The following is a 21588-nucleotide window of genomic DNA, read 5'->3' as shown; positions in this document are numbered from 1 at the left end:
CCCTTACTCATAGTTGAGCCTGAAATCCACCACGGCCCTGAATGCTCCACTGGTCAGTGGCGCAGCGGTGCGTGTGGGCCGTACGTGCCAGGTCTGAATGTTGCGTCCCACGGGCAGAAACAAAGCTTCGCCCCTTGAACCCAACTGGACGTCCCGGCCCAGGGCGTCGGTCAATTGCAGGCCCATCCCGGTGATGCCTTGCACTTTGACCAGCCGTGGATCATCGGGATCGGCAGGCGCAGAAAACGCCACCGACAGCACGGGTTGGTAGGCACTCCATACCAGGTTGCCGGTGCGTTCACTGCGCACGCGGCCGGCGGTGCGCTGGCAATCGGTAAAGCGCAGTTGAAAAGCCTTTGCAGTCGCCTGGTCACCGGGCCGCTGCAGCTGGCTGCTCGACACGGCGTCCAGCTCAACCGTTTGATGCAGTGACGCCATCTCCAGGCTGCAAGGCGATTCATGCATGGACCCGAGCACATTCAGCATCCCGCTCATACCTTCAATATCCTCGTCATCCTCGGCGTGTACGCCCATCGCCAGGATCCACAACAAGCTGCCCAAGACCTTCACATTGTTCGATTTCATGACGTTCTCCAGCCGCATTACTCTTTCGGCAATGCGGCCTGCGTGTTCACCTGGCACGTGTTGCCATTGCAGGTGAAGGCCAGAAGCGGACGGCCGCCGTAATCATTCACATAGGCCAGGTAAGGGGCCGTACCCAGTGCGCTGGCCGTGGGGCCCAAGGTCAATGCGTCTTTGGGCGGGATCATCAGCGGCGCGAAGCCCGGCGCGGTTTTGCCGTCCTTGCTGCTGCGCGCATCCACCAGGGTCACGTAATAAGGCGTCGGGTTGTTAACCCGGTATTGATCGCCTTCGCGGGTCAGGGTCAGTTTCTGCTGCCAGGGGTTGGACAGGTCTTGCTGGCTTGGCGTAATAGCTTGTGGTCGATAGAACAACTTGATGCGGGTCTGCAATGCAATTTGCAGGGTGTTGGATTTATCGCTGCGCGGCGGGATTTCCCTCAAGTTGAAGTAGTAGACCGTCTCCCGATCCTGCGGTAACGACTTGGCTGCCGGTAAAGCCTGAACTTTCACCTGGCTTTGTTTACCAGGCTCCAAGCGTTGAACCGGCGGGAGCACGATCAAGGGCGAGGTGATTTTTTTACCCGCCTCATCCTCAATCCAGCCTTGGGCCAGATACGGCAGCTGGGTATTGTTGTTGGTAATGCTCACGCTGGTGGCATCTTTGCCGCCATCAAAAATAACGCGGGTACGGTCCAGGCCGACGGCGGCGCCGGCGCTCTGGCTCAAACCCAGAGCCAGGAGCACGAAAGCCGGAGGGGTGAGGCGCATATCAAGCATCATGAGGCTGTGTTCTCCGTATCGATAAGTTCCCCGGTCAGCGTGGCTGGCCCGGGCAAAGATGGGGTTGCGGCGATCCTGTGGCAGCCCAGTTGCAAGGTGTCCGTCAAACCATCAACGGGCAGGATGGCGGGAAGCGTAAGGACGCATTGTTCGTCGCCGCCCCAACTGACGACCATCTGCTCGCCAGCCCGCAAGCCACTCAGGTAGACACTGCCGCTGTCATTCACAATCCCGGTGTCCTGTTGCTTCATGTTCTTCACCGTCGCGCCGAAGGGCGGTGAACTGCCATCCGGCAGGCGCAGAATGGCCATGGCTTTTTCGCCGGCAATCACATCCAGCGTGCGGTAACCAATCGCTCCTTCGGTGAGCGTTAACTGGGTGACCGACTCAGTCGCTTCGACATTGCTCGGCAAGCGCTCCAGATCAACGCTGGCCACCGTACGCTGGTAGCTGCTGATGTCGGAGATGACAGCCTTGCCAAAGACGTTACTGCGAGTCGGTGAGCCGTAACCGCGAACAGGTACATCGGGCACCCCACCGGTATCGATCATCAGGCGCGTGCCGCCGGTGCTGGTGGTACGGTGCAGAGCCGCACCGTGGGCCGTGAGCGTGCCACCACCACGGGCAGACACACCCAGACTGCTGTAGCCACCCTCTTGCGTACTGGCGCTGATATCGATGTCGGCCTGATCCCCCATATGACTCAGATACCCACTGCCGTAGGCATTGCTGGCACTGAGCTGGTAGCTGTTGCGCTCATCGATCCGATCGCTGTAGCGGGTTGCAAAGGTGTTCTTGCCGGCGGCCCTATTGGCATCCGCCGACAGGGTGCCGGTGCGTCCAAACGGCAGGCTGACCGTCAGCGCCATGCCGTTGTCGTTGTAGTTGTATTCCTGGGTGCGATACATATTCAGGGACAGGTTCATATTCTTGACCGTGCCCACATTGAAGTAACGCGACAACGACAGGTTCCAACGCTGAGTGTCCGGCCGGTCCCAATAGGTTTGCTTGTGGTAACTGGCGTAGACGGTAGCGCCCAGGTCACGAAACTGTTTGTTGACCGTCACCGTATAAAGCGCCTTGCTACCGCCAATCGGCTTCCAGCCCTCGCTTGAATCGCGATAATCGCCGCGCCCGCCGAGTTCGCCGTTCAACCCGTAATGCCGGGCGTCCAGGTACTCACTCATACTCAAGAAATTCTTCTCGGAAAACCGGTAACCGGCGAAGGTTACTTGGCTGTCATACTCTTCAAAGTTCTTGGAGTATTGAAGGCGGTAGGATTTACCCGAGAGCGTCTCGTTCCACACATGGGCGCGCGACTGCGTCACGTCCAGCGAAACGGCGCCGAACGCCAGCAAGTCGCGCCCTGCGCCCACGGACACAGCTCGGTAGTTGTTGTCGGTCATGCCGCCGCCGAACAACGACCAGCCATTGCTAATCCCCCAGGAAAACTCCCCGGTACCGAAAAAGTCGCCATCCGCACCGTATTGCAGATTGGACGGTCGACCCGCGGCCAGCTTGTAACGCACTTGGCCCGGACGCGTCAGGTAGGGAACGCCCGCCGTGTCGATCTGGAAGCTGTTTACCACGCCATCCTGTTCTTCGATCCGCACGTCCAACTTGCCCGTCACCGCGTCCTGCAAGTCCTGAATGCGAAAGGGGCCTGCCGCCACCAGGGTTTCGTAGAGCACGCGCCCCTGCTGGCTGATGATGACTTTCGCATTGGTTTTGGCCACCCCGACAACTTCCGGCGCGTAACCACGCAGGTTGGGTGGTAACTGGCTTTCATCAGAGTTCAGCGCGGCACCGGTAAAGCGGAAGCTGTCAAACAGGTCCGAATACAGGTAGTTCTCACCCACTAACAGGCGCGCTCTCAACGCCGGAATAGCGCGATACGCGTAGTAGCGGCTCCACTCCAGCTTTTGAGGCCCTGCGGCTTCTTGTCGGCCGCTCTCGACGCGCCCTTGCCAGTCCGCCCTGAGGCGCCAGGCACCGGCGTTAGCCCCCACGGTGCCATTGCCACTGAGGTTTTTGCGGTTACCGTCGTTTCGTTGATAGTTGGACTGCGCCGTCAGGCTGTAATCGATCAACAGCCCCGGCACGCCTTCATCCCAGCGTGAAGGCGGATCCCAGTTGATGGCGCTGTACTCAAGGTATGCCTGGGGCAAGTTGATGCTCAGCGTGGAGCTGGCCAGATCACCCTGGACGTCCATGCCAGGCAAACTTTGAATATCCAGGCACTCGCCGCCTTTCCACCATGCCAGTTTGTCGGCTTCGGACACTTTAAGGCCCAACTGTTCCACAAGACTGTGGGACAAACAGGCCTGGCTACCCTTGGGATCATTATCGGGCGGATAGAACGCCACCGGTTGTTCAGCAATAGGCTGACCGTTTATCTGCACAACCATCGAATAAGTGCCGGGTAAAATAAACCCGCTGCGCGCAAACTGAGACAAGTCAATATTAGTGCGATCAATCAGGTCAAGAACGTCCGTATTAAACTCGATATCTGCGGCGCCCAATGCACTTCCCGCCAGTGATATAAGCCCACCAAACAGGCCCGGGCGCAGCGTATTTTTGATCTTCGCCGTATTCAACATGCATGCCTGCCCATCAATGTTCAAAAATATTCCAACTTGAACCGCACTGCGGCGCTGTGGGGTCCCGCCACCAGCGGCAGTCCATTGCCGACCAGATAGAATCTGTAGTTGAGTGTCATATCGCCCTCCGCCAACGGTGTCGGTGCCATCCGCTGACCCGGAATACTATCTTCGCCGGCGGCGTCCACAATGTGCAGGGCGACCCCCTGCGAGTCGCCAAACACCGCAAAGGAGAGCCCTAGCCTGTCGGTGGGGCCGTCAAACGTCACTCGCATATGCTCCCAATCAGGCAGAGTTACCCCCGGGCGCAACGGGTCCGGCCGAGTCAACGAGCAATTGATCAGGCGCAACTGGAAGGGATGGTCTTCTCCGCGCGTGTTACGTAAAAGCCGGCCAACCGGCTCTGGTGGCATCTCGATGGTCTGGTCGATACTGGCCAGCTCCAACCCGCAGGCTGAGTCGACGACTTGTCCCCCAAGCAGGACAACGCCCTCGCCCTGTGAGGCCTCTTGCGCAAAAACGTAAGGGCAGACCAACGTCGTTAGTGAAGAAGCGATAGCGAAACGCATGAATGTTTTCACCTGGATCTCCCGACAGCGTCCCCCGCCACCCGCGGTGGCGGGGGAAACACTTACTGATAAGCCAAGGTGAAATTGGTGACTGCGCTGAAATCGCCAGGAGTGATGGCGCCCGTGGCGGCACCTTGGACGTAAGCCCCGAACTCCAGCGTGTTATTGCCGGCAGCAATGATCTGCGGAGTTGTAGGAACGCCAAGCTCAACCACGTCACCGCCGTGGGTCATCATGATGCCCACGCCGCCTGCGCCACCCACCGTGCCGATCGCCCCTGGAACAACGCTGGAAGGTGCTCCCGTGAAGGTCGTGGTGACGGTATTGTCGGTGAGGTTGGACAAGTCGCAGCCTTCAAGCTCGATCAGCAAACGACGGGCCTCGGACTTGCCGCCTGATTCCAACTGGTGTTTGGCGATCGCACCCAGTCGGATGGTCTGATCGACGGAGTCAGGTTTGATGGAGCAGGCGCCCGAATGTACCGAGCCCAGAAACGTGACCGTTCCATCCGCGGCCTGAGCAACGGACGCAGTCCCCGCCAAAACGCCGACAGCCAAGAGCACAGTTTTCAGTTTAGTTTTCATTCACAATTTCCCACTTATCAAATGTCATAAGGCGTCCTGCAACACGTCAGCGCAGGACTGATTAAACGAACGGTGTGACCCGTGCCATTAAGTCGGTGACCGCCAAGTTGTTTTTCCAACTTATTGCATTGCAATTCGCGACACCGCTCAACACAGGGAAAGTTTGTACATGACGCACAAACAAGTAAGCCGTCCATTTCCCTTAACGAAGTAGCCGTGAGCCACTAACACTCGCAGGAAAAACATGGCAATCTGCCAAAACTTTAAAAAGTGCTGAAGGAATTAGACTACACGCAGATTAATGAGAATATTTTAACCAAGATTATATCTGTAAGAATGAGATTACAGGCACTAAAAAATCACCGCCCCCGTTGGAAAACCCCAACTAAGCAAGCAACTAAAAGTGCGGTTTTGAGATAACTGAACAGCAGATGCGCAAAGGGAGGACAAGCCCCCCTCTGCATTGATCGAGTACGAACGACCCGAAGCGCGAAACTCAAGTGACTAGCGTGCGACCTCAAACAAACCGGTGGCGCCCATACCGCCACCCACGCACATGGTGACGACGCCATAACGCAGGTTACGCCGTTGCAACTCACGCACCAGATGCCCCACTTGCCGCGAACCGGTCATGCCGAACGGGTGGCCGATGGAAATCGATCCGCCGTTGACGTTGTATTTGGCGTTGTCGATTTCCAGACGATTGCGTGCGTACAGGCACTGCGAGGCAAACGCTTCGTTGAGCTCCCACAGGTCGATATCCGCCACTTGCAAGCCACGCGCCTTGAGCAGCTTGGGCACTGAGAACACCGGACCGATGCCCATTTCGTCCGGCTCGCAGCCAGCCACGGTGAAGCCACGGAAAAACGCCTTGGGCTTGAGCCCCAGTTCCAGGGCTTTTTCCAGGCTCATCACCAGGATCATCGAGGCGCCGTCGGACAGTTGCGACGAGTTACCCGCTGTCACCGAGCCGTCCTCGGCGAACACTGGTTTCAAGCCTTGCAGGCTCGCCAGGGTGGTGTCGGGGCGGTTGCAGTCGTCGCGATCGACCACGCCGTCGAGAATCTGCACCGCGCCGGTGTTTTTGTCCTCGACCTTGTACTTGACCGCCATCGGCACGATTTCGTCATTGAACAAACCATCGGCCTGGGCTTGGGCGGTACGTTGCTGGCTTTGCAGGGCGTAGAGATCCTGTTCTTCGCGGCTGACGTTGTAGCGGCGCGCGACGATTTCGGCGGTCTGGCCCATGGGGAAGTAAATGCCCGGTACTTGCTCTTTGAGCAGCGGGTTGATCAGGTTGTCGGTGTTGACGCTTTTCATGGTCAGGCTGATGGACTCGACGCCACCGGCGACGATGATGTCGCTGCAGCCCGAGGCGATCTGGTTGGCAGCGATGGCAATCGCCTGCAAGCCCGATGAGCAGAAGCGGTTGAGGGTCATGCCCGCCGTGCCAGTGCCCAGTTGCGACAGTACCGCCACGTTACGCCCGATGTTGTAGCCCTGGGCCCCCTCATTGGAGCCCGCGCCGACGATGCAATCTTCAACCGTCGCCGGGTCGATGCCGTTGCGGGTGAGCAGCGCGTTGACGCAATGAGCCGCCATGTCATCCGGACGGGTCTGGTTGAACTTGCCGCGAAAGGACTTGGCCAGGCCGGTTCGTACGCTGTCGACGATGACTACTTCACGCATGGGCTACCTCGATCTTCTGGTTGTTGGGCGATGGATCGAGGATAGATCCAGGCCCAGGCAACCGCGATGATCATTCACCCGGCATATACAAAACCATGGCTGGCTGAAGCAGTGGGACTTTGGGGGGGGACCGCTTCGCGCCCCGGCGCGGGGCAGGCCTGCTCATTGCAAAAAGCAAAGTCACCACACACAGCCGGTTCACCACAAAAAGCAAAGTGACCACACACAGCCGGCTCACCCCAAAAAGCACAATCACCGCAAAAAAGCCTGCTCTCCTCAACCAGCACGGGTGGGGTCGTTTGTTGAGGTGAACGGGCTGTTTGCGGTGAGCCTATACCTGATGGCGAACACAACCTTTGTGGTGAGCAGGCTTGCCCTGCGCTGGGCTGCGAAGCGGCCCTAAAACCGGCCATTGGGTTCTGCCTGGAGAAACGCGGCGACTAGATTGGGGCCGCTTCGCGCCCCAGCGCAGGGCAAGCCTGCTCACTACAAAAAACAAACCCACCACACACCACACACCACACAAAGCCAGCTCACCATAAAAAGCAAACTCACCACACACAGCCGGTTCACCCCAAAAAGCACAATCACCGCAAAAAAGCCTGCTCTCCTCAACCAGCCTGGGTGGGGTCGTTTGTTGAGGTGAACAGGCTCTTTGCGGTGAGCCTATACCTGATGGCGAAAACAACCTTTCTGTGGTGAGCAGGCTTGCCCTGCGCTGGGCTGCGAAGCGGCACTAAAACCGGCCATTGGGTTCTGCCTGGAGAAACGCGGCGACTGGATTGGGGCCGCTTCGCGCCCCAGCGCAGGACAAGCCTGCTCACTACAAAAAGCAAACTCACCACACACTGCTGGCGCACCACAAAAAGCAAAGTCACCACACACCACACACAGCCGGTTCACCACAAAAAGCACAGCCACCACAAAAACGCCTGCTCTCCTCAACCATCACGGGTGGGGTCGATTGTTGAGGTGAATAGGCTCTTTGCGGTGAGCCTATACCTGATGGCGAACACAACCTTTGTGGTGAGCAGGCTTGTCCTGCGCTGGGCTGCGAAGCGGCCCTAAAACCGGCCATTGGGTTCTGCCTGGAGAAACGCGGCGACTGGATTGGGGCCGCTTCGCGCCCCAGCGCAGGGCAAGCCTGCTCACTACAAAAAGCGAATCCACCACACACAGCCAGCTCACCAAAAAAAGTCTGCGCTCCCCAACCAGCACGGCGCGCAAACCACGTAGTTATTTCTTCTTCTTTTTATCGTGCTTGTCGGACTTGGCGAACGCTTCTTCTAAAGCGAGGTTAATCGTGCGCAGCACCTTGACCCGCGCCCAGCGCTTGTCATTGGCCTCCACCAGGGTCCAGGGCGAGATTTCGGTGCTGGTACGGTCAACCATATCGCCCACCGCCGCGCGGTAGTCGTCCCACTTGTCGCGGTTGCGCCAGTCGTCTTCGGTGATTTTGAAGCGTTTGAAAGGGATTTCCTCACGGGCCTGAAAGCGTTCCAGCTGCGTGTCCTTGTCAATCGCCAGCCAGAACTTGACCACGATCACGCCCGCATCACGCAGTTGTTCTTCAAAGTCATTGATCTCGCCATAGGCGCGCATCCAGTCCGCCGCAGAGCAGAAACCTTCGACTCGCTCCACCAGCACGCGGCCGTACCACGAGCGGTCGAACACGGTGAACATGCCGCGCGCCGGGATCTTCTGCCAGAACCGCCATAGGTACGGTTGGGCGCGTTCGTCCTCACTGGGCGCGGCAATCGGCACGATATGGTATTGGCGTGGGTCCAGCGCCGCTGCAACCCGGCGAATCGCGCCGCCCTTGCCCGCCGCGTCATTGCCTTCGAACACCGTGATCAAGGCGTGCTTGCGCATGCGTTTGTCACGCATCAGGCCAGAGAATCGCGCTTGCTCGGTGATCAGTTGTTCTTCGTAATCGTCCTTATCCAGATGCTGGCTCAAGTCGAGGCTGTCGAGCAGCCCCTTCTTGTCCACCGACGGTATCAGCGGCGCGGGGTTCATGCCGCTGGCCTTGCCTTTGGGCAGTTTCAACGCGGTTTGCATGCCTTCGAGCAGTAGCTTGCCCACGGTGAGGCTGCGGTAATTGCTGTCGACACCTTCGATCACATGCCACGGCGCGTAGTCGCGGCTGGTGCGACGCAGCACCCGCTCGCCAAAGTGCACGAACTTGTCGTAGGTCTGTGATTGCTGCCAGTCCAGCGGGCTGATGCGCCAACTGTGCAGTGGGTCGTCGGCCAAGGCCTTTAGCCGCGCCTTCATCTGTTTCTTGGAAAGGTGAAACCAGAATTTGAAGATCAGCGCACCTTCATCACAGAGCATTTTTTCCAGGCGCTCGGCACCGGCGATGGCCTGATCGAGACGCGCGTCCTTGATCTGCCCATGTACGCGGCCTTGCAGCATCTGGCTGTACCAGTTGCCGAAAAAGACACCCATGCGGCCCTTGGCGGGCAACTGCCGCCAGTACCGCCAGGCCGGCGGGCGGGCCAGTTCCTCATCGGTTTGCTGATCGAAGGTACGGACTTCGATCAGGCGCGGGTCCATCCACTCATTGAGCAGCTTGACGGTCTCGCCTTTGCCAGCACCTTCGACGCCATTAATCAGGATGATCACCGGGAAGCGCTTTTGCTGTTGCAGCTCGTACTGCACTTCCAACAACGCTTCACGCAGGGCCGGCACTTCGGCGTCGTAGGTGTCTTTGTCGACGGCGTGACCAATTTCTGCGGATTCGAACATGGGCAACTCCCTTCCAAGATCAATCAAGACTAGCGGATTGGGCTGCACCACGGGAAAGCGATTGAATAGCGCTTGCCATGGATCAATCAGCAACCCTGCCGGCTAGTCTTCAGGTAGATGGCAGATATCCAGGTCCTGATACTTCATCATCTGCTGGGTCAGGCGCTCCATCACCTCGTTGATCGCCTGCCTGCGCGGCGCGCGCAGGCCTTCCATTTGTGCCAGGTATTCACCATCGGTGAGGTTCTGACTGTTCTCGAAGAGCGCCTGCTGTTGACTGTCAAACGGCTCGGCAGCGCGCCTGAACGTCTCGGGAAACTGCTGTTTGAGATGGGCCTTCCAGAACGAGAGCTGGGCAATAAACCGCAAAAATACCGGCGACAGCTCGGCAATGAGGACTTGCTCATGCGCCCGCTCCAGGTTCTCGCTGGTCAAGTCAGCCAATGACCCGTAGCGCATGTGCTTGGGTTGCCCCGGCAACTGCAGGATCTTCGCCAAACCGACCCGATACGCCAGGCTGACCTCCAGCGGGTCTTCGCTGGCATGTTCGGCGGCGTAAGTGGCCGCAATCTTTTCCAGCTCACTGAGGCGAAACAAGCCGCGCCCCAGGGTCAGCAGCACCCCGGAGTTGCCTTGCCCACGGCCAGCCTGGCGCGTGGCGTTCGCCACGGCCTTGAGCACTTCGACCTGGCTGAAAATCTCTGTCGCGCCATCGACACAGTTCGCCGGATGGGCCACCAGTTGAAACACCTGCTCGCGCAACTCGACGCTGTCATGGGTCGCCTGCAGGACCTCCCAGACACGCCGGGTCATGTCCTCACGCACGTAACGGCTGTCGGCGGCGCCGGAGAGTTGCGCCAACAACGTCATCAGCGGCACCGATTCCGGATCGTCGCGCAGGTTGGCCCAGATCGCCCGCTTGCCGGCATCGGCGGCCGCTACCTCGTCCGGCAGCCAGGTCCGCCTGGCCTTCAACTCGGTGAAACGTGACTGATCGTCCTCCACATAGCCCATGCCAATGCCCACTGCATCGCGGTAGCGAATCAGCGCCGTCATTGTCGTCGAGGACAATGGGTTGCCACCCAGATTGATCGCCTGGCTGTACCTGCGTGTCGACGCAAACAACCAGTCGGGCAATACCGTGATCCAGTTGCTGCGCAGGTCGACCTGTTCCAGATGGGCCAGGCGTGCGATCCCGACGGGCAGGTCCACCAGCCTGGCGTCCTGCAGTAACAGGGTTTGCAAATCGCGCATGTTACTCACGTCCAGATGCGCCTCGATGGGGTTGTGGCTCAGGTCCAACAAACGCAGCGTGTGCATATCAGCCAGTTTTCGCTGGGTATACGTCGTCAGCGCCAGTTGATTGTGGGGCAAGGACAAACTGTTCAGTTCGGGCATCCGCGAGAGGTATTCCGGGAGCCGGCTCAGGCGGTTGCGGTCCAGATTGAGGCGCCGCAGCCCCTTGAAGCACTTGAGGAAATACGCCACATCATCGCCCAGACGCATGCTTTTCAGGGACAGTTGCCGAACATGGTCAAAGCGGATTTCGGGGGGCAGGTTCGGCAATGCGCCCACGCGCATGCCATCCAATGTCAGCCCCGGCACGGGCACTTGTTGATCGTCGAGGACAAAGCTCTGGCGGCGCCAGCAGGCTTCAATCCGCTCGGCCACTTGCTGGCGGCTCTCGCGGACATCCCCCATGCCCGGCTGCGCCGCCAGGTCGCCGACGTTGCTCTTCCAGTGTTTGAGGACCGTGCGCAGGCGTTCCAGGTCAGCCTGCAGACGGGCAACGGCCTTGGCTTGGGCCAGGGCATCGGTCCCCAGGCTGCGCAACAACTCTGCTGCCTGTACGTCACTGAACAGCGGATAGATTTTGCGCACCTTGCGCACCAGAGGCGAAGCGAGCGGCAGCGGGCTGGTCGGAGAGTCCGCCATGCGGCAGGAGACCTCCTGTTCCAGTGGCTCGCCAGCCTTGTCGGAAAACGCTTCGCCCGCCACCACACGCTCGCTCTGCGCGCGGGCCGCCACCCTGCGGCGCAGCCTCCATCCACCTTCGCTCGGGTTCAGCGGGAGTTCCAGGGCGCTGCGCTGGGTGTCCGAGAGCGTTTGTATAATCGCCTCGAACAGGCCGTCGGAACCGGCCTGGGTCGGCCCCATACTGACGCCGTTGGCGTCGAACGGCGCAAAGCCCGCCGCCGAACTGACCACCACTCGACGTACGCTCGCGCCCTCCCTCGCGCCCAGGGCCAACAGTGACCCGGTGGGCGAATCCTGGCGCAATTCCAGTTGCAACGCGCTATCCCAACCTTCGACGCGCGCCAGCATGCGCACCGCCACACACTGGGTGTCGAGACCGGCCAACTCCGGCTGCTCGAAACCGGCCAAAGCACGATCCAGGCGCTGTGTCTCCGCGCTCAAGCGCACCGCTTCTGCCAGGGCCATTGGCACCCGCTGAGTGTCGCGCAGGGCTTGACGCTCAACGGAGGACGCCTGGGCCATCAGCTCGCGCATCACGCGGGTGGGCAGTTGCGGGCAGGCCTGACGCAGCGGCGCCCACTCCTCGGGCACTGGCCCGTCGTAGGCCTGATACAACTGTTCAAACAACGGTCTTCGATCAGCCTTGAGCTGTGCGAGCAATTGACGCGCCAACGCTGCGTGCTCCTCATGGGCAGACACGCCTTCACCCAACAGTCCGACCTTTTGTTGCGTATCCAGGCCTGAAAGCAACACGTCAAACACCCGCCCTTCACCCACGGCCTGCTCGCTGAGGCGCAATGCCTGAGCGGCCTCAAACGGGCCGGCGGCGGGATAACGCGCCGTGACGCCACCTTGAGCATTCAGCACCTCAAAATAACGACCTTGGGGCCAACCCGGCAGCAGCGGCAACGCGTGCATTTGCGCGGTCGCACTTTGCCCATTGCGGTACCCCCCGCGCTCCAACAGCCACACCAGGTCGCGAATCGACTGCTCCAACCGAAAACGCTCATACAGATCACGAAAGCGCGCCGCAAAGGGCAGGCATTCCTGCGCCAGGTGATACCCCCAGCGGTGGGGCTTGTCGATGATGTCGTTAACCAGCCTCAGCTTGCGCGAGTCCAATGCGGGGTGACGACTGCTCGGCTCCAGGCGGGAAAACAAATAGTCCTGGTCTTCCCACTCCTCGGGATCTTCGAATGAAAAACGCCAAGCCCCCTCACCGTTGTGCAGCATCACCGGACGATAGGCCGTTTGCCGCGTACGGTGGCTGGCCCGCCACAGTCCCTGCTGCGGCTCATAGGTCACCTGATGCAGGTTGTCGCCGACTTTGACGTATGAGCGAGCGCCCACCTGGTAGAGGCCTTGCGCGTCGGCAGCCACGTCGTCGATCAGGTGATGATCGTGGGAATACTGTCCGATGTCAGGCCGCCACAACCGTGGCTGCCCATCCCTCGAACGCACCGCTTCCAACGTTTTGAAGTAACCGGCATAGCTTTGTCGGGTGCGCTTGAAGACCTTGCCCACCACCTTGGCCCCCGCGGCGAACAACACCATTGACGTGATGTCCTGCGCCACGGCCACCAACTGTCCGAGCGCCTCCTCCTTGTCGCCACGGCGCCAGTCCTCGATACCGTCGTACACCTCGCCGAACATCTGTCCCACCGCCACGCTGGTCATCAACAGGCCCAATGCCGGGACTATAAACCCAGCAAGGTTGAGCAACGTCAGCCCGGCGTCCAGATACTCCTGCAGACGCTGTTTGCGCACCTGATCGTCGACATCCACCACCGGGACCGCCAGGGTGCGGGCGTCGATTTGCAGTTTGCCCGCATAGGTCGCAAAAAAGTGCTGCGCCAGGCTAGTGGTGATGGCCCTGGCCTCCAACACGCCCAAGGTACGGTGCTGGTCAAAACGGCTGAAAAAACCGACTCGGTCTATTTCGCCAAGGTAACGCGCGAAGAACGTGCGGTAGGTGCTGACTTCCAGCTTCAAGTCCAAGTAGACCTTGAAGTCGTTGAGCGATGGGTACTCAAAAAACGGTCGCCCCGGCTCATTGGGCATGTACACCACACAGGGCTCCTGCGGGTAATCGGCAATTGGCCAGCCGGAAAACACCAGCACGCTCCACAGGCAGCAATCCAGCGCATTCAAGCCCTGCCAGATAACCTGGCGCCCTTGAAACAACAGGCCCCTGGCCTGCTCAGTATCCATCTTCCGATCCAGCAGTGTGCATAACAGGTCATAGGTCTCGCGGGTGATATCGCCACGCATGCAGGCAATGTGCGCGTCGATTTTCACATCCAGGGTTTTCATCCAACCGATGTCGAGCGCTACACCATTGAGGTAGGCGTCATCGCCCGGCGCGCCAGCGTCAAGGTTGAACACGTCACTGATGTGCTGCTGATACAAGCCGCCTACATCAAGGTCGCGACAGCCCTTGGCAAATGCCTGCACGGAGACGGGGATCACCCCACGTGAGGCTGAGCCGAATTGCAGCCGCGACTGCTGTGGAAAATGCGCCTCTTGCGTCTCGTCCTCGGTAAAGTTCTGCAGGGCCATGTGCAGCAGGGTCTGCTGTTCCAGCTTGATGGTCCTGACATAATCCAGCGGCAGGACTTCTTTCTGGTATTCATAGAAGGCCCGCACGAACAGGTCCTTCTGCGGTTCAATCGTGACCTGCCAGTGCTTCTGGCAGTAAGCCTTCAATTGCGCACTGCAAAACTCATCCAGGGAGCGTAATGGGAGCAAGCGTCCGGCGACTGCGGCCCTGGCCTCATCAATCTGCGCCGCGTCCCGTTCCAGTGCCTCCAGTACACCTTTGGGGGCGTTTATCATCCAGCCCGGCAGGCGCTTTTGCAGGACCTCGGCCTTGGGCAGGTCGCTGGTGATTTCCAGTAGCGCGGCTTGCAACTGGCGCTGCGTCAATTGGGTGCATGTCTTGGTCAAATCATCCTGGTCCGGCATCTGCAATATCCCTTATTGCCCATTAATCAGTCATTCACCATACCCCGACGCAAGCCTTTGAATTTACGCAGATAGTTGATCGTTACCCGGACCAATTCGGGCATTTTTTGCATGCAAGTATCAGCGGGCTACCACCCCCGCCCAGCGCGGATCGGTCGCCACCGCCACGATCGGCTAGAATGGCCGCCTTGCCTTTGCCGAGTTGCCCATGAACCCCGTATCGCCACATGCCCAACTTGACTGGGACGACCAGGGACGCCCGCGTTCGCGGGTCTTCGACGACGTGTACTTCTCCGATCAGTCGGGCCTGGACGAAACCCGTTATGTGTTCCTTGAACAGAACCACCTGCAACAGCGCTTTGCCGCGCTTCCCGTGGGCGGACGATTGGTGATTGGCGAGACCGGCTTTGGTACCGGGTTGAATTTCCTGTGTGCCTGGCAGTTGTTTGATCAGCACGCCGTGCCCGGCGCCCGCCTGCACTTTGTCAGCGTGGATAAGTACCCCCTGAGCCACGCCGACCTGCAACGTGCTCTGGCCCTGTGGCCAGAACTCAAGCCCTGGGCCGAGCAGTTGCTGGCGCAGTATGTCGCCATCCACCAGGGCTTCCAGCGTCTGGTGCTGGACAATGGCCGCGTCACCCTGACCCTGTTGATCGGTGATGCTCTGGAGCAGCTACCGCAACTGGATGCGCAGATCGACGCGTGGTTTCTCGACGGTTTCGCCCCGGCGAAAAACCCCGACATGTGGACCGCCGAGCTGTTTGCCGAGCTGGCACGCCTGGCCGCGCCGGGCTCGACCATCAGCACCTTCACCAGCACCGGCTGGGTGCGGCGCCTGATCAACGCTGCCGGGTTCAAGATGAAGCGCACGCCGGGGATTGGCCACAAGTGGGAAATCCTGCGCGGCGAGTTCCTTGGCTGGCCAGCGGAGACACCCGCGCCGGCTGCCATCAAACCCTGGTTCGCGCGACCACCTGCATTTAACGGCGAGCGCCGCGCCCTGGTGATCGGCGGCGGCCTCGCCGGTTGCGCCAGCGCGGCCAGCCTGGCGGCGCGCGGCTGGCAGGTCAGCCTGCTGGAACGCCACGCCGGCTTGGCCGAAGAGGCATCGGGCAACCCGCAAGGCGTGCTGTACCTCAAACTCTCGGCCCACGGCACAGCGTTGTCGCAGATGATCGTCAGCGGCTTCGGCCACACCCGGCGCCTGTTGGAGCAGCTGCAACGCGGGGTGGATTGGGACGGCTGCGGCGTGCTGCAACTGGCCTTCAATGCCAAGGAAGCCGAACGTCAGGCGCAATTGGCGCAGGCGTTTGCTCCGGACCTGCTGCATCTGCTGGACAAGGATCAGGCCCAGGTCCGGGCCGGCATCGCGTTGCAAACCGGCGGGCTGTTTTTCCCTGAAGGTGGCTGGGTGCATCCGCCCGCACTGTGCCAGTGGCAAGCCACACAACCGGGTGTTGAGTTGCTGACCCATCGTGACGTACTGCAACTGCGCAAAGTCGACGACCACTGGCAGGCCTGGGACGGTGAAACCCTGCTGGCCAGCGCGCCGGTGGTGGTGCTGGCGGGCGCCGCCGATGTCACGCGGTTTGCCGCCTGTGCGGAGCTGCCACTCAAACGCATCCGCGGGCAGATCACGCGCCTGCCGCAAACCGCCGCCAGCGCAGCGCTGAGCAGCGTGGTGTGCGCCGAAGGCTACGTGGCACCGGCTCGCCTGGGCGAACATACCCTGGGCGCCAGCTTTGATTTCAAAAGCCAGGACCTCACGCCCACCGCCGCCGAGCACGCGGGCAACCTGGCGCTGCTGCACGAGATCTCCCCAGACCTGGTACAACGCCTGCACGCCGACGCCCTCCCGGCCGAGGACCTTGAGGGTCGCGCCGCCTTCCGCTGCACCAGCCCCGACTACCTGCCGATTGTCGGCCCGCTGGCAGACAGCGCGACGTTCGCCGACACCTACGCCGCGCTGCGCAAGGACGCCCGCCACGTGCCGCAGGCGCCGTGCCCGTGGCTCGACGGCCTGTACGTCAACAGCGGCCACGGTTCGCGCGGGTTGATCACCGCACCGTTATGCGGCGAGCTGCTCGCCGCCTGGCTGCACGACGAACCGCTGCCACTGCCGCGCAGCGTGGCCGAGGCGTGTCACCCCAATCGCTTCGCGGTGCGCGCGCTGGTGCGCAGCAACGTGAACACGCCCGCGCGCTGATCGCCGCCGCTACAGCGGCGCCAGCGTGCACACCGGGCTCGCGTCCTCCGATTGCAGCGCCTCGCGGGTCAGGCGCTCCAGTTCGGTCCTTTCGGCTTGTTGCTGCTCGCGCAGGATTTCGTCCATGCGGTCGCGGTACTCGCCGTCGGCCAGGCTGGTGCTGCGCTCAAACACGTCGAGCATGCGCTGGTCGAACGGCTCGTTCATGCTTTCGAACGCGTGCTCGAAAGAGCGTTTGAGGTAACGCACCCAGAACGGCAGATCCATCAGAAAGCTCAGCAGTTCAGGCGACAGTTCGTCGGCCTTGACCTGCACCTCCGCCGAGTTCAATGCCTGTGGCGTGACCCCGGCCAGGCGCGAAAACCGCATATGGCGCGGTTGCCCCGGCAAATAAAACCGATCAACCAGCCCGGTCCGGTACGCGAGGCTGACTTCCAGCGGGTCCGTGCCGGGGTGCTGCGCACTGTGCACGCGGGCCATGCGTTCAAGGCGGTCCAGCCGAAACAGGCCACGGCCCAGGCGCAACAGCCATTTGGAATCGAGGATGCCGTTTTCCACCTGTTGCGAGGCCTCGTGGATTTCCACGATCACTTCCAGGTCGCTGAAACTCACCGCGGCGGCGTCGTCGCAATTCAATGGGGTGGCGGCGCGCTCGAAGATCTCCGCGCGCAAGCGCGTGTCGTCACCGGCGGCCTGCAGCACGCGCCAGACCCTGCGCGTCATGTCTTCACGCACATTCATGGAGTCGGCCGTGCCACCCAGCTCCGAGAGCAGCTTGAACAGGCCATCCGAACGCGGTTCATCCCTGAGGCCCTGCCAGGTGGAGATGCTGCGCGAATCGCGCGGCAAGCGCTCGTTCAGCCACAATTCGCGGGCTTTCTGCTCGTTGAGGCGGGTGATGTCGTCTTCCAGGTAGCCCATGCCAACGCCGACACTGTTGCGATACTTGAGCAGCAGTTCACGGCTGCGCTGGCCCAGGGGGTTGTGTCGCAGGTTAATGACTTCGCCCACCCTCCGAGGGGCAGTGAACAGCCAGTCGGGCAACGCCACTATATCGTTCTCACGCAGATCGACATGTTCCAGGTAGGGAATCCCCAGCAGCCCGCCCGGCATCTCCTTCAACCGGCAATTGCGCAGCGCGAGGGTGCGCAGCTCTAACATCCGGTTAATCGGCGGCGGGTCCACCAGAGGGTTGTTGTTCAGATTGAGCAGCCTGAGGTTCTTGAGGTTGCCGAGTTTGGCGTGGGTATGTTCGGTCAATTGCAGGCGGTTGTTATCCAGGTACAACACCTGGAGTTGGGGCATGTGCGACAGCACTTCGGGCAAGCGCGTGATTTGGTTGCCGGTGAGTTCCACAGTTCGAGCCTGCTTGAAGTGCTTGAGGAAATACGCCACCTCGTCGCCCAGCTCCATGTGGTTCAACGACACCCACTGGACATGATCAAAGTTGGCCCCGGGCGGCAAGGTAGGCAACGTGCCCAATGCCATGCCATCGAGCATCAGGCCGGGCACCCGCACGCCAATGACGCCTTCGGGCAACATTGAAGCGTACTGCCAGCTGCGCTCAATCGCCTGCAAGGCTTGCAGACGACTGAGACGATAGTCCGCCGAGGTGTACGCCGAAGTCGATTCGACCCGCTCACTGGCCCAGACTTTCAAGGTGCGATGCAGGTGTTCAAATTGCACTTCCAAGGCTTTGACCGCCTGGGCGCGGGACAGGTGATCAGTGCCCAGCCCTTGCAGGAATGTCGCGATGCGCGAATCGTCGAACAACGGGTAGAGCCTGCGGACCCGGCGCACTAGAGCGGAGGGAAATTCAGGCGGCTCCGTCCCTAGGGCCTGGACGCAGGACGCCGGCAGCTCGCTGGGCACTGCCCGCTCGGGCCAGACAAGCCGCGTGACCGGCTTGCGCGCCTTCTGCGCTTGGGCAATCACGCGAAAACGCAACTGGCTGGGGGTCTGCACATCCATATCCAACAAGTCGCGGGCAGGCACGGCATCGCAAATGGCGTGGTAAAGACCTTCGCGGCCCTGACTCATGGGACCCAGCGGCGCACCCTGAGAATCAAATGCGCGGTAGTTTTCACCGACCTTGACCAGCGTGCGCCGAGTCTCGGCGGCATCACTTCCCGCCTCGGCCAGCGGCCGCCCCACCAGGCTGGCGTCGCGCAGTTGCAGGCGCAGCGTCGCCGGCCAGCGTTCCAGGCTCGGGACCAGGCCGAAGACCACGCGCAGCGTCGCTTCGTTGGCGAGCTCGGGCAGATACAAGCCCAACAACGCCTGATCTTCGGTCAGCGTGTCCAGTGTCTGGCGCGCCTGCTGGGCCACTCGCAGCGGCACCCGCCCGGTCTGGCGCAGATGCAAGCGATCGGCCGCCGAGGCCTGGTCCATGATTTCCCACGCCAAGCGCCGTGGCAGCTGGGGGAAATGGCCCTTGAGCAAACCATGATCGGTCTGATCGATGACCTCGCCATACTGGTACAGCGCTTCGTAAATGTGGCGGTGGCTGTAAGCGAGGGCCGCCAACAAGCGCTGCTTCATCACGTCCTGCTCTGCGCCAGCCTCTACCGCGCCACCCAACAGAAACGCCTTGTCGTCCTTGTCGAACGCGGCCAGCGCCGTCGACATTATTTCGCCGGCCCTCATCTGTTGCTCGGTAATGTGAATACTCATGTCTTCGTAGTCGAACGGCGCCGTGTCGGGGTAGCGCTCGATCAGGTTGCCGTCCTTGTCCAGCACCTCGAAAAACCGCCCCTGGGGCCAGCCCTTCATGAGCGGTAGAGCCAGTAACTGCGCTTGGGCGGTAGCGCGGTCGAGCGGCGCATCGTGCTCCATCTGCCAGCGCAGATCGCGGACTTTCTGGTTCTGCCGGAAGCGCACCACGCAGTCACGAAAACGCTCCGACAGTGTGCGGTTTTGCCGGACCAGTTGCTGCAAGTGCGCAAGCCGGGTGTCAGTAATGGCCGTGATGTCTTGCAAGTGCCCAGTCGGCAGCGCCTCAAGACTTGGGTCGAGGCGCTGCAAAATATAGTCGGGATCGTCCCACGGCTGCGCGTGCTCAAACGTGAACTGCCAACCGCCTTGGTGGTTATGCCGCAGCAAGGGTCGATAGGCATCGGCACGCTTCGGATGCCGGGCGCGCCAGGCACCAAACTGGTCATCGTAGGCAACGGAATAGAACCCGCCGTCGACCTTCACAAAGGATTGGCCATAGGCCTGATACACACCTTTGGCATTCGCCGGAACGCCTTTGAGCTCCAGCGACTGACGGTATGGCGTCTTGTTGTTGCGCCACAGGCGCACGCGGTCGTCCGCGAGCTTGACGGCTTCCATCTGGTCAAAAAACTCCGGGGAGTTTTTCAGTGCGCGCCGAGCCGCGCCCACCACCTTGGCTCCCGCGGCAAACAGCGCCATGGAGGCAATGTTCTGCGCGACGTTGATCAGGTGCTCAAGGGCCTGGGCGTTGTCATGGTGCGACCAGTCCTCGACGCCCTCGAACACCTCGCCCAGCAACTGCCCCACCGCCACCCCCATCATCAGTTGCCCCAGCACCGGCACCACCAGCCCGGCGAGGTTAAGCAAGGTCAAACCGGCATCCAGATAATTCTGTAGACGCTGTTGGCGCGCGTCCTCGTCGACCTGCGCGACCGGCACCGCCAGTACGACTGCATCCAGTTGCAGCTTGCCGACGCAGCTGTTGAAAAAGAACTCGGTCAGGTTGCCGGTGGCTGGCAAGAGCGCCATCGGCTCCAGGGATTTATTGCGATCAAACTGCTCGAAAAAACTGAAGCGCTCCGACTCGTCCAAGTAGCGCGTAAAGCTGTTGCGATAGCTCGTCACTTGCAGTTTCAGGGTCAGGTAGGTGGTGAAGTCCTGCCACGTCGGGTATTCGAACACGGGCCGCACCGGTTCGTTGGGCATATACACCACCACCGGACCCACGAGTGCGTTGCCGGGCGAATCGCCGCGAAACACCAGCGCGTTCCAGATGCACGCATTGCGAATGTTCAGGCCGTGCCATACCAGCGGGCGCCCATCGAACAATAAATGGCTGAGCTCGCTGGCCGGCCTGGCGCTGCTGATCACCTGCAACAGCAGGCGGTAGGTCGACTCGCTGATGTCACCTTTGGCACAGGCGATGTGCAGGTCGACGTTCATGTCACTGCAACGGGATTGGCCGATGTCCTCGACCGCCGGGTTGTAGCCGCGTCCAAGCGCCACCACGCCCTCATCCGGCTGCGGCAGATTGAACACATTGCGCAGGTAAGCCTGATAGGCCCCGCCCAGGTCGAGTTCGCGGCAGTAACCGGCAAACTCATGGGCCTTGAGGCCCTTCAGCACCTGGCGCCGGGGCCCGAACCGAATCTGCGCAGTGCGTGGCAGCCCATCGGGTTCGGCGCGTTCCTGCGGGAAATTCTGCATCGCCGCCTGCAACAGACTGTGTCGCTCAACGTGCGCGGTGCTGATCACCAAACCGCCCAGATCAGGGCTGACGCCGCTGATCGTGCGCCGGGGGATTTCCAGCAGGTCGTACTCGACGTCCAGATAGCTGAAGCCCTCGCCGGCCAGAAAGGTCTTGAGCCGCTCCCTGCAAAAGGCATCGAGCGGCGTCAGTTTCTTCAGTAGCCGGGCCGCGCGTTCACGGGCACGGCGGCCTTGGCTGTAGCTTTCGTCGATGGCGCTGAGCAATTCCGGCGAGGTCTTGAGCATCCAGGTCGGCAGGGTGTCGTGCAGCACCTGGGCCTTGTCCAGGTCGCCGCTCAGATCCAGGAGTGCGCCCAGCAATTGATCCTGGGTCAAAGGCTCGGTGGCTTGAGCCAGGGTTTGGGGGTGTGTCATCGGCAAGCGTCCTTGAGGTAGCGAATGAGGACTGCCGACACTAAA

The 21588-nt window shown here is 61.0% G+C and carries 10 protein-coding genes; 1 reads left to right on the top strand and 9 read right to left on the bottom strand.

The features are described 5' to 3' along the window. Positions 1-3: 3 nt before the first annotated feature. The 8 genes from ACEN2T_RS04620 to ACEN2T_RS04585 form a co-directional block, all read right to left on the bottom strand. Positions 4-585 (bottom strand): fimbrial protein, encoded by a 582-nt coding sequence (locus tag ACEN2T_RS04620; RefSeq protein ID WP_099603061.1) that lies wholly within the window; start codon positions 583-585, stop codon positions 4-6. Positions 586-602: 17 nt separating this feature from the next. Beyond that, complete coding sequence (locus ACEN2T_RS04615) at positions 603-1364, bottom strand: fimbria/pilus periplasmic chaperone (RefSeq protein WP_122680445.1); 762 nt, start codon at positions 1362-1364, stop codon at positions 603-605. After that, positions 1361-3964 (bottom strand): outer membrane usher protein, encoded by a 2604-nt coding sequence (locus ACEN2T_RS04610; protein ID WP_163034999.1) that lies wholly within the window; start codon positions 3962-3964, stop codon positions 1361-1363. Before ACEN2T_RS04610 ends, ACEN2T_RS04615 begins: the two co-directional genes overlap by 4 nt. A 20-nt stretch (positions 3965-3984) precedes the next feature. Beyond that, entirely contained in the window at positions 3985-4545 is a 561-nt protein-coding gene (locus tag ACEN2T_RS04605; protein WP_442116369.1) for a fimbrial protein, read from the bottom strand. A 50-nt stretch (positions 4546-4595) separates the two neighbouring features. Continuing rightward, entirely contained in the window at positions 4596-5117 is a 522-nt protein-coding gene (locus ACEN2T_RS04600) for a fimbrial protein (protein WP_032885959.1), read from the bottom strand. Positions 5118-5621: 504 nt separating this feature from the next. Beyond that, the gene (locus tag ACEN2T_RS04595; protein ID WP_442116368.1) at positions 5622-6806 is read right to left on the bottom strand and encodes a thiolase family protein; all 1185 of its coding nucleotides are present in this window, start codon (positions 6804-6806) and stop codon (positions 5622-5624) included. Between the two features lie 1236 nt (positions 6807-8042). Beyond that, complete coding sequence (gene pap, locus ACEN2T_RS04590; protein WP_032888070.1) at positions 8043-9557, bottom strand: polyphosphate:AMP phosphotransferase; 1515 nt, start codon at positions 9555-9557, stop codon at positions 8043-8045. A gap of 102 nt (positions 9558-9659) precedes the next feature. Further along, positions 9660-14498, bottom strand: coding sequence for an NEL-type E3 ubiquitin ligase domain-containing protein (locus ACEN2T_RS04585; RefSeq protein WP_442116367.1), 4839 nt, complete (start codon positions 14496-14498; stop codon positions 9660-9662). A gap of 208 nt (positions 14499-14706) precedes the next feature. Between ACEN2T_RS04585 and mnmC the strand changes: the two genes are divergently transcribed. Further along, positions 14707-16704: a bifunctional tRNA (5-methylaminomethyl-2-thiouridine)(34)-methyltransferase MnmD/FAD-dependent 5-carboxymethylaminomethyl-2-thiouridine(34) oxidoreductase MnmC gene (gene mnmC / locus ACEN2T_RS04580; protein WP_442116366.1), complete on the top strand. Its 1998-nt coding sequence runs from the start codon at positions 14707-14709 to the stop codon at positions 16702-16704. A 9-nt stretch (positions 16705-16713) separates the two neighbouring features. On the opposite strand, the gene ACEN2T_RS04575 is transcribed toward mnmC, so the two are convergent. Further along, positions 16714-21543 (bottom strand): NEL-type E3 ubiquitin ligase domain-containing protein, encoded by a 4830-nt coding sequence (locus ACEN2T_RS04575; RefSeq protein WP_442116365.1) that lies wholly within the window; start codon positions 21541-21543, stop codon positions 16714-16716. Positions 21544-21588 lie beyond the last annotated feature (45 nt).

Origin of the sequence: Pseudomonas sp. W22_MBD1_FP4, assembly GCF_052113765.1 — a bacterium.
GTDB classification, from domain to species: domain Bacteria; phylum Pseudomonadota; class Gammaproteobacteria; order Pseudomonadales; family Pseudomonadaceae; genus Aquipseudomonas; species Aquipseudomonas sivasensis.
Note: the sequence above shows the minus strand (reverse complement) of the source record. Positions and strands in the feature narration are given on the sequence as shown.